Here is an 8493-nt window from a genome sequence, read left to right on the forward strand (position 1 = left end):
GAACCCGGAAGCTAAGCCTCACAGCGCCGATGGTACTGCAGGGGGGACCCTGTGGGAGAGTAGGACGCCGCCGAACTATTTTTGAAGAAAAGCCCCGTGCCATTGGCACGGGGCTTTTCTGCGTTTCAGGCGCCTTTTCAGGCGGGCTCCACAAGTTTCGCGTCGTACGCCACGATCACCGCCTGCACTCTGTCCCGCGCTCCCGTTTTCGCGAGGATGCGGGAGACGTGGGTCTTCACCGTCGATTCGGCGAGGTGCAGGCGTTCGGCGACCTCCGTATTGCTCCAGCCCTGGGCGATGACCGTGAGGATCTCGCGTTCGCGGTCCGTCAGGGAGGCGATGCGCGGGTCGGGGGCCGGGGGAGCGCCCGCGGTTGCCGGGAGATGCTGGACGTACGCGTCGAGGAGGCGGCGGGTGAGGCTGGGTGCGACGATCGCGTCGCCGGCGGCCACCGCCCGGATGCCCGCGAGGAGTTCCTCCGGGAGAGCGTCCTTGATGAGGAAGCCGGAGGCGCCCGCGCGCAGGCCCGCGTACGCGTACTCGTCCATGTCGAACGTCGTGAGGATGAGGATGCGCGGGCCGTCCGCCCCGTCGTTGCCCGTGGCCCCCGCGATGATGCGGCGCGTGGCCTCGATGCCGTCCATGCCGGGCATGCGGATGTCCATCAGGACCACGTCGGGGGCGAGTTCGGCCGCGAGCCGGACCGCCTCCGTGCCCGTGCCCGCCTCGCCCGCGACCCGCAGGTCGTCCTGGCTCTCCAGGAGCATGCGGAAGCCGAAGCGCTGCATGGGCTGGTCGTCGACGATGAGCACGGTCGTCACTGAGTGGGCCCTTCCGGGGACGGGGACAGGGACGGAATCGGAATCGGGATGCGGAGCCGGACCCGCCAGCCGCCGGCCGGTCGTGGTCCGGCCTCAAGTGTGCCCCGGTAGAGGGCCGTTCGCTCCCGCATGCCCGCGAGGCCGCGGCCCGTGCCGGGGCTGTCGGTGAGGGCACCGCGGCCCGTGTCCGTGACGGTCACCGTCACCGCGTCGGCCGCGTACGAGACGAGCAGCTCGGAGGTGGCCGAAGGGCCGCCGTGCTTCAGGGTGTTGGTGAGGGCCTCCTGGACCACGCGGTACACCGTGAGTTCCAGGCCCGCGGGCAGCGGGACCGGTTCGCCCTCGACCTTCCTGTGGACCGGGAGGCCCGCCGAACGTACGCCTTCGATCAGGGAGTCGAGGTCGTCGAGTGCGGGTGCCGGGGTCAGCTCCGCCGTGGGCGAGGGGGCTTCCTCGCCCAGTACGTCGAGCAGTCGGCGGAGTTCCGCGAGGGCGTTGCGGCTGGTGGTGGCGATGGCGGTGAGGGCCTGGCCCGCGCGTTCCGGGTTGCGGGCGGCGGCGTAGGAGCCGCCGTCGGCGAGGCCGGTGATGACGGAGAGGTTGTGGCCGATGATGTCGTGCATCTCGCGGGCGATCCGGGCGCGTTCGGCGGAGGCCGCCAGCTGGGCCTGCTGGTCGCGCTCGACCTCCAGTTGGCGGGCCCGTTCCATGAGCGAGTTCGTGTAGTCCTGGCGGCTGCGGATGGCCAGGCCGAACGCGGCGACCAGGGCGAGCGCCCAGAACTGCGGGACGACCTGCTGGTCCCAACTCCCCTTCGGGAAGCGGACGACCGCGACCACGACCGGGACCATCGTCATCGCGCAGGACAGCAGCAGGGTGCGGATGCGGGAGCGCAGCGCCACGTTGAAGACGATGAAGAGCTGGAGGAGGGCGGCCTGGAGGACGGCGCCGGTGGCGCTGTTCACGGTGCCGGCCGCCACCATCACCGTCAGCGCGGTCATCGGGTGGCTGCGGCGCCACAGCAGCGGGATCGACAGGGCGAGGCTCAGGGTGAGGACGAGCCAGTCAGGGACGTCGGTGCTGTGGGCGATGTTCTTCCAGCCGTCGCCCGCGTAGTCGATGACGGCGGCGATGACGAAGAAGCCCGTGAGCAGCAGGTCCCACACGAGCGGGTGGCGCCTGTCGTAGGCGCGCACCCGCTGTGCGGTGCGGTACAGGAACTGGCTCGTACGGGGCTGGGGCGACGTCACGTGCACATCCTGGTCATACGTCGCGGCGCTTGAGAAGGAGCCCGGCTGCTGTGAGGACGACGGCGGCCCACACGGCGAGGGAGACGAGGCCGGTGCCGGGGGTGTTGTGGTTCGCGACCGGGATGATCGAGCCGAGGGACTCCGCCGACTTGGACGGGAGGTACTTCACGGCGCTCTGCACGGCGTCGTTGCTGATCATCTGGAGCACCTCGGGCAGGATCATGACGGCGCCGACGAACGCGCCGATCGCGGCCGGCACGGAGCGGCACAGCGCGCCGAGGCCAAGGGCGATGAGGCTGAGCAGCGTGATGCCCGCGGCGTTGCCCGCGAGGGCGCGCAGTACGCCGGAGTCGGCGAGGGACAGGGCCTTGTCGCCGTCGGAGAGCCAGATCTGGGCGAGCAGGAACGTGACGAGGTTCGTGGCGAAGGTGACCGTGAAGGCGAGGGCCGTGAAGACGCCGGCCTTGGCCCACAGGACCGGCAGCCTGCGCGGGACCGCCGCCATCGTGGCGCGGACCAGGCCCGTCGAGTACTCGCTCGCTGTGATCAGGATGCCGAGGACGGCGACGCAGATCTGGGACATCTGGCTGCCGAAGAGCGTGAAGACGACGGTGTCGATGTTGGCGTCGTCGCCGTCGTAGGTCGAACCCATCATCAGGCCGACGGAGACGACGAGTGCGACGGAGAGCCCCAGGGTCCACCAAGTGGAGCGCAGGGTACGGAGCTTGTGCCATTCGGCGTGCACGATGCGGGTCGGGGTCACCGCGTAGGACGTGGCCGCGAGAGGCGTGGTGGTGGTCGTCGTCGTGGTCATGCTGCTGCTCCTGCCGAGGTCTTCGTGGCCGCCTGGTATTCGACGGAGTCGTGGGTGAGGTCCATGAAGGCCTGCTCCAACGAGGCCGTCTGCGGGGTGAGTTCGAAGAGGGGGAGGCCGCTCGCGGCGGCGATCCTGCCGATGTCGGGGGCGTCGAGGCCGCGGACGTGGAGGGTGTCGGGCGTCGCGCCGTCCGGGAGGTCGATGGCGATGCCGATGCCGGCGGAGGCCAGGAGGGCGCGCAGGCGGTCCGCCTCGGGCGTCACCACCTTCACGTAGGCCGCTCCTGATTCGCGTACGAGATCGGTGACCGTCGTGTCCGCGAGGAGGCGGCCTCGGCCGATCACGACCAGGTGCTCGGCCGTCAGCGCCATCTCCGACATGAGGTGGGAGGAAACCAGGACCGTGCGGCCCTGCTGGGCGAGGGACTTGAGGAGGGTGCGGATCCACAGGACGCCCTCGGGGTCGAGGCCGTTGACCGGCTCGTCGAGGATGATCGTGGCCGGGTCGCCGAGGAGCGCGGCCGCGATGCCGAGGCGCTGGCCCATGCCGAGGGAGAAGCCCTTGACCCGCTTGTGCGCCACCTCGGTGAGGCCCGCGAGGTCGAGCACGTGCTCGACGCGGGAGCGCGGGATGCCGTGCGTGAGCGCGAGCGACATGAGGTGGTGGAAGGCGGTGCGTCCCGGGTGGACGGCCTTCGCCTCCAGGAGCGCGCCGACCTCGGTGAGCGGGGCCGGGTGGGCGGCGTAGGCGCGGCCGCCGATGGTGGCGCGGCCCACGGTCGGGGTGTCGAGGCCGAGCAGCATGCGCATGGTCGTGGACTTGCCCGCGCCGTTGGGGCCGAGGAAGCCGGTGACCGTGCCGGGCTCGACGGTGAAGGTGAGGTCGTCGACGACTGTCTTGTCGCCGTAGCGTTTGGTGAGGCCGTGGGATCGGATCGTCATGTGAGTACGGTGCCGTGGGCGGGGTCGCGCGGGCGTCGGACCGGGGCATCGAGCTGCGGGAATGCCGTAGTACCGGGGTACTACGGGCCCTTAGGGTGCGGCGCATGGACTACGTGATCAGACCCGTGCGGGCCGACGAGTGGCGTGCCGCGAAGGAGTTGCGGCTCGCGGCGCTGCGGGATCCGGCGGCGCCGCTCGCGTTCCTGGAGACGTACGAGGAGGCGGCGGCGCAGCCGGAGGAGTTCTGGCGGGGGCGGGCCGAGCGGGCCGCGCACGGGACGACGGCCCTGCAATTCGTGGCGGAGAACCCCGAGGGCGGGCGCTGGGACGGCAACGTGGTGGTGCTCGTCGAGGAGGCGGGCGCCCTGGACTTCTTCGGGCGGCCCGTCGAGCGGCGGCAGGCGCAGCTCGTCGCGGTCTTCGTACGGCCGGAGGCGCGGGGGAGCGGGCTTGCGGGGGCGCTGTTCTCCGCGGCCGTGGAGTGGGCGTTCGGCCTTGAGGGTGTGACGCGGGTGCGGCTGTACGTCCATGAGGACAACCGGCGGGCCGAGGCGTTCTACCGGAAGTTCGGCTTCGTCCACACGGGAGGGGCCGTCCCGAATCCGGGCGACCCCTCCAAGGCTGACCGCGAGATGGAGCTCAACAGGCTTTAGCCGTACGGGTGTTCCGCCCTGGCCGTGCGCAGGGCGCGGGCCCACCAGGTCAGCTGGTCGAGCATGACCTTGGCGGCGCCGGCCGCGCCCTGCTCGTCGTGGGCCGGGCCCTCCTCGGCGAAGAGGCCGCCGTGGGCCATGTGGAAGCTGACGCCGTCGCGGATCGTCGCGCAGTGCAGCTCGGCGAAGACCAGGCGGAGTTGTTCCACCGCGCGCAGGCCGCCGCCCACGCCGCCGTACGAGACGAAGCCGACGGGCTTGGCCTTCCACTCGTCGCGGTGCAGGTCGATGAAGTGCTTCAGGTGGGCCGGGAAGCTGTGGTTGTACTCGGGGGTGATCACCACGTAGGCGTCGGCGGCGTCCACGCGGGCGGCGAGTTCGGCCTGGGCCGGGGTGGGCTGGTGGCCCCAGTCGGGGTGGGCCTCGGGGAGGTCCAGGTCGGTCAGGTCGATGACGTCGTAGTGGGTTTCGGGGGTGTGGCGTTCGGCCTGGGTCGTGAACCAGGTGCTCACCGTGGGGGCGAGGCGGCCGTCTCGGGTCGATCCGACGATTACGCCCACTCGGAGCGGGGTGGTGGTTGCGGTCTCGGTCATGGTTCGGTCCTCCGTGGTTGAGGTGATCAGGTCGACTTGGTTTGCGTGGTTGTTTCGTTGCGCGGCGACGGGGGCTGTGCCCACCCTTCCCCAAGCTCTCGGCTTCGCTCGAGCAGGGGAGACCCCATTCGCCGTGCGGAACGCCTGCCCACAGCAGGGAGCAGCCGGTATGTCAGTGCTGCCAGTGCCGTCATCAGGGCTGTGATCGTCCACAGGGCTGTCTGCCAGGCCTCCGTGAATTCATGGGCGTGGCCGCCCGCGCCCGCCGTGACGGTCGCCGCCAGGTTCGCCGAGCCCACCCGGGGTTCCAGGGCCGCCAGGAGGAGGGCGCCGAAGACCGTGAGCATGACGGCGCCGGTGCCGCCGCGGACCGTGTTGAGGAAGCCGGAGGCCATGCCGACCTCGGACGGGGCGACCATCGACATGGCCTGGGCGTCGATGATGCCGATGGACAGGCCCTGGCCCGCGCCGATGGTGAGCAGGGGGCCCGCGAGTGCCAGGACGCCGATGCCCGGGTGGAGCGTCGTCAGCCACGCGTTGCCGGCCGCCAGCAGGAGCAGGGACAGCACCAGGAGGTGGCGGGCCCGCACACCCCGGTTCACGAGGCGGGCGCCGAGCGGAGGCAGGGCCAGGACCGGCACCGTCATCAGCAGGAGCGTGAGGCCGGCCGCGCGGGCCGTCGTGCCGTTCGCGCCCTGGAGGTAGGTCGGCAGGAAGGTGAGGACGCCGGTGGTGCCCGCGCCGAGCCCGAAGGAGCCGACCGCCCAGCCGAGGAACGCCGGGTTGCGGGCCAGGCGCAGGTCGAGGATCGGGCGGCCCTCGCCGGTGCGGACGAGGCGGCGTTCGACGCGTACGAAGGTGATCAGGAGGGCGAGGGAGGCGGCGGCCGGGACGAGGGTCGGGGCCGCCGTCCAGCCGGACTTGGAGCCCTGCGTGATCGCGTAGAGGGCCAGGGCGAGGCCCGCGATGAAGGTGGCCGCGCCCGCCTTGTCGACGCGCGGGCCGGTGTCCGCCCGGGACTCCGGCATGAGGCGGGTGCCGATGACGATGACGGCGCCCACGGCCACGTACGACAGGAAGGTGGCGCGCCAGCCGACCGCGTCCACGAGCCAGCCGGAGAACGTCGGACCGAAGGCGAGGCCGAGGCCCGCCGTGGTGCCGAGGGAGGCGAAGACGCGGGTGCGGGCGGGGCCCGTGAAGGTCGCGGCGAGCAGTGAGCTGCCGCTGGCCATCACGCCCGCGGCGCCGATGCCGGACAGGATCCGGGCCGCGTCGAGGAGCAGGATGTGCTGGGCGAGGGCCGAGGCGAGGGTGCCGGCCGTGTAGAGCGCGGCGCCCGCCGTGAGGATCCGGCGGCGCCCGTAGAGGTCGCCGAGCGAGCCCGCGACCAGCATGAACGAGGACGCGGCGAGGAAATAGCCGACGACCACCCACTGGAGCGCGGCGCCCGAGGCGTCGAGGTCCGCGCCGATGCGGGGGAGCGCGACCGTGGTGCCGGACATCGCCATCGGCAGCGTGAGCATGCCGAGGAGGACGACGAGGAGAGTGAACGTGGAGCGGCTGCCGCCGACTTCGCGGGCCGCCGAAGCCTGGGGTTCGGTTGCCATGCCGGTAAAGTACAACGATGGTTGTAAGAAGTGCAACCGTCGTTGTACCTAGGTCTCTGTGCCTAGGCTGGGCGTGAGCGGAGGAGAGCGGGCATGGTGCAGGAACGGGAACGCAAGGGCACGGTCGAGAAGCGGCAGGCGCTGCTGCGCGGCGCGCGGACGGTCTTCGGGCGCGAGGGGTACACGCGCGCCGGGATCGACGAGATCGCGGCCGAGGCCGGGGTCTCGACGCGCACGCTCTACAACCACTTCGGCGGCAAGGAGAACCTCTTCCGGGAGGTGCTCATCGACAGCGCCGAGAAGGTGACGGACGCTCATGTCGTACTGATCGAACGGCACTTGGGCAAAGTGACGGATGTGGAGAAGGATCTGCTCGGGCTCGCCCGGGAGTGGATGGGGCGGCGCGGCGACCACGAGCCGCACATGCTGCTCGTGCGGCACATCATCTCCGAGGGCTCGCACCTGCCCGCCGACGTCATCGAGGAGTGGCAGCGGATCGGTCCCCGGGGGACCGGGGAAGCGGTGCGCAAGGCGCTGCTCGTGCTCGGCGAACAGGGGCACCTGGCGGTCGACGAGGACAACTCGGCGGAGGCCGCGCGGCACTTCCTGCTGCTGATCCCCGGGTCGGTCACGGTGGACACGTTCTTCGGGGTGGTGCCGATCTCCGCCGACGAGGTCGACGCCCGCGTACGCAGCGGGCTCGCGGTGTTCCTGAAGCTGTACGGCCGGTAGGCCCTAGCCGAGCGGGAGTTCGGCGTCCGGCCAGCGGGTGCGGCCCTGTTCCCTGGACCGGAGCAGGGCCAGGGTGACGAGACCCCGGTCCGCTCCCGTGGACAGCAGCTCCGGCAGCTGGGGAAGCGGAGCCACCGCCGCGACGTCGTCGAGCACGAACGTCATTGGTGGGTCGAGCCGGCCGGCAGGTGACCGTGCGGCCACGCGGCGGCCGTGCTCGACCACGCTCGAGGCGAGGGCCGTGAGCAGGGGCATCGCACCGGGCTGCCCCTTCGGGTCCTCGATGGGTTCACCGACCACATAAAGCGTGCCCCCTTCGTTCACGAAGGAATCCAGAGTGAGCGCATCTGTTCGGTTGGGCGTGCACGCCTCACGGATGTGCACCGAGAACAGCGAGGACAGGGCGCGAGCGGTCAACTCCTGGGCCATGTCACGGCGTTCGGGGTGCGAGGTGAGGGCCGCCTCCAGCTCGCCCGCGGTGCCCGCGGCCGCCTTCGGGTTCGTACGGAGGATGCGGACGGCGTCCTGGACCTGGGTGCCCTGGGCCCAACGGTGGACGTGGCGGAACGGTTTGCCGTCGACGGCCGCGGCGTGCAGATAGCTGCGCAGCAGGGTGTCGGCGGCCTCGGCCAGCGCCGAGTCCAGTTTGGCGGTGGGCCTTATCGGGGCGAGCAGGGCGGCGGCGCGCTGTGTCGCGGTTTCCTTGTCGGTGCAGCCGGCGGCCGGGTTCCAGTGCATGCGGGCGGGGGTGTCGCAGCGGTGGGTGGGGTCGTAGAGGAGGACGGGGCCGAGTTTGGCGCGGGCGTCCTTGGTCTCCGACCAGACCTCCGGTGACGACGTGATGACGAGGACCGGGCCCTCGGCGTCCTGGATCGCCTCCATGGCGAGGGGGTGGCGGTCGGATGGGGGGCCGAGGTGGACGGGTCCGCGTTGCGCGGGAACGGGTGGGGTTGCGGGTACCGGTTCCGTTGCGGGAGCCGGGGTTGCGGCCTCGGGGCTCTGCCCCGGACCCCGCTGCTCAATCGCCGCAGGGGCTTGATACAGCCGCTCCGTGGCAGGAGGGGGCGTTTTTTCAAGCC

9 protein-coding genes and 1 rRNA gene are annotated in these 8493 nt (G+C 71.4%); 3 read left to right on the forward strand and 7 right to left on the reverse strand.

Annotated elements, in window-relative coordinates; translation table 11 throughout:
• A 5S ribosomal RNA gene (gene rrf / locus ACFV9W_RS38830) occupies positions 1–76 on the forward strand; the annotation flags it as partial.
• Between the two features lie 61 nt (positions 77–137).
• Here rrf and ACFV9W_RS38835 read toward each other — a convergent pair.
• The 4 genes from ACFV9W_RS38835 to ACFV9W_RS38850 are packed head-to-tail and all read right to left on the reverse strand — an operon-like array spanning position 138 to position 3829.
• A complete protein-coding gene (locus ACFV9W_RS38835) occupies positions 138–821 on the reverse strand; it encodes a response regulator (RefSeq protein ID WP_385770796.1) in 684 nt (227 codons plus the stop codon).
• Positions 818–2071 (reverse strand): sensor histidine kinase, encoded by a 1254-nt coding sequence (locus tag ACFV9W_RS38840; protein ID WP_385770798.1) that lies wholly within the window; start codon positions 2069–2071, stop codon positions 818–820. The genes ACFV9W_RS38835 and ACFV9W_RS38840 overlap by 4 nt, the downstream gene beginning before the upstream one ends.
• A gap of 13 nt (positions 2072–2084) precedes the next feature.
• Positions 2085–2885, reverse strand: coding sequence for an ABC transporter permease (locus ACFV9W_RS38845; protein ID WP_385770800.1), 801 nt, complete (start codon positions 2883–2885; stop codon positions 2085–2087).
• Positions 2882–3829 (reverse strand): ATP-binding cassette domain-containing protein, encoded by a 948-nt coding sequence (locus ACFV9W_RS38850; RefSeq protein WP_385770803.1) that lies wholly within the window; start codon positions 3827–3829, stop codon positions 2882–2884. Before ACFV9W_RS38850 ends, ACFV9W_RS38845 begins: the two co-directional genes overlap by 4 nt.
• Positions 3830–3933: 104 nt before the next feature.
• Between ACFV9W_RS38850 and ACFV9W_RS38855 the strand changes: the two genes are divergently transcribed.
• Positions 3934–4482: a GNAT family N-acetyltransferase gene (locus ACFV9W_RS38855; RefSeq protein WP_385770805.1), complete on the forward strand. Its 549-nt coding sequence runs from the start codon at positions 3934–3936 to the stop codon at positions 4480–4482.
• Here ACFV9W_RS38855 and ACFV9W_RS38860 read toward each other — a convergent pair.
• Entirely contained in the window at positions 4479–5075 is a 597-nt protein-coding gene (locus ACFV9W_RS38860) for an NADPH-dependent FMN reductase (RefSeq protein ID WP_385770807.1), read from the reverse strand. The genes ACFV9W_RS38855 and ACFV9W_RS38860 overlap by 4 nt on opposite strands.
• A 26-nt stretch (positions 5076–5101) precedes the next feature.
• Entirely contained in the window at positions 5102–6682 is a 1581-nt protein-coding gene (locus tag ACFV9W_RS38865; RefSeq protein ID WP_385770809.1) for an MFS transporter, read from the reverse strand.
• Positions 6683–6775: 93 nt separating this feature from the next.
• Here ACFV9W_RS38865 and ACFV9W_RS38870 point away from each other — a divergent pair, with 93 nt between their 5' ends.
• On the forward strand, positions 6776–7414 hold the full coding sequence (locus ACFV9W_RS38870) for a TetR/AcrR family transcriptional regulator (protein WP_385770811.1): 639 nt from the start codon (positions 6776–6778) through the stop codon (positions 7412–7414).
• A gap of 3 nt (positions 7415–7417) precedes the next feature.
• On the opposite strand, the gene ACFV9W_RS38875 is transcribed toward ACFV9W_RS38870, so the two are convergent.
• Positions 7418–8493: type IV secretory system conjugative DNA transfer family protein (locus tag ACFV9W_RS38875; RefSeq protein ID WP_385770813.1), on the reverse strand; the 1076-nt coding region annotated here is incomplete at its 5' end.

The sequence above is a fragment of the Streptomyces sp. NPDC059897 genome, from assembly GCF_042730865.1.
In the GTDB taxonomy this organism is placed as follows: Bacteria; Actinomycetota; Actinomycetes; order Streptomycetales; family Streptomycetaceae; genus Streptomyces.